Annotated in this window: 1 protein-coding gene; it reads right to left on the reverse strand. The window is 63.5% G+C overall.

Annotated elements, in window-relative coordinates:
- The coding region (locus P0D70_RS36880; protein ID WP_408188141.1) for a pyridoxal-phosphate dependent enzyme at window positions 1–370 on the reverse strand (370 nt) is incomplete at both ends.

Here is a 370-nt window from a genome sequence, read left to right on the forward strand (position 1 = left end):
CTCGATGCCTTCGCGCTCTGCATACTGCTTGGCACCGGCCACGGCCAAAGAACCCGCAGGCTCCAGCACGCTGCGGGTGTCCTGGAAGACATCCTTGATCGCGGCACATAGCGCATCTGTGTTCACGAGCAGCACGTCGTCGAGATATTCGCTGCACAGACGGAAGGTCTCTTCGCCGACCAGCTTCACCGCCGTGCCGTCCGAGAACAGACCAACCTCGTTCAACGTGACCCGCTCGCCAGCTTTCAGCGACGCGGCCATCGCGCACGAATCATCGGTCTGCACGCCGATTACCTTGATTTCCGGGCGCACCGATTTCACGTACGCAGCCACCCCCGCCGCGAGCCCACCGCCGCCGATCGGCACGAAG

Origin of the sequence: Paraburkholderia sp. RL17-381-BIF-C (assembly GCF_046026435.1) — a bacterium.
Taxonomy (GTDB): Bacteria; Pseudomonadota; Gammaproteobacteria; order Burkholderiales; family Burkholderiaceae; genus Paraburkholderia.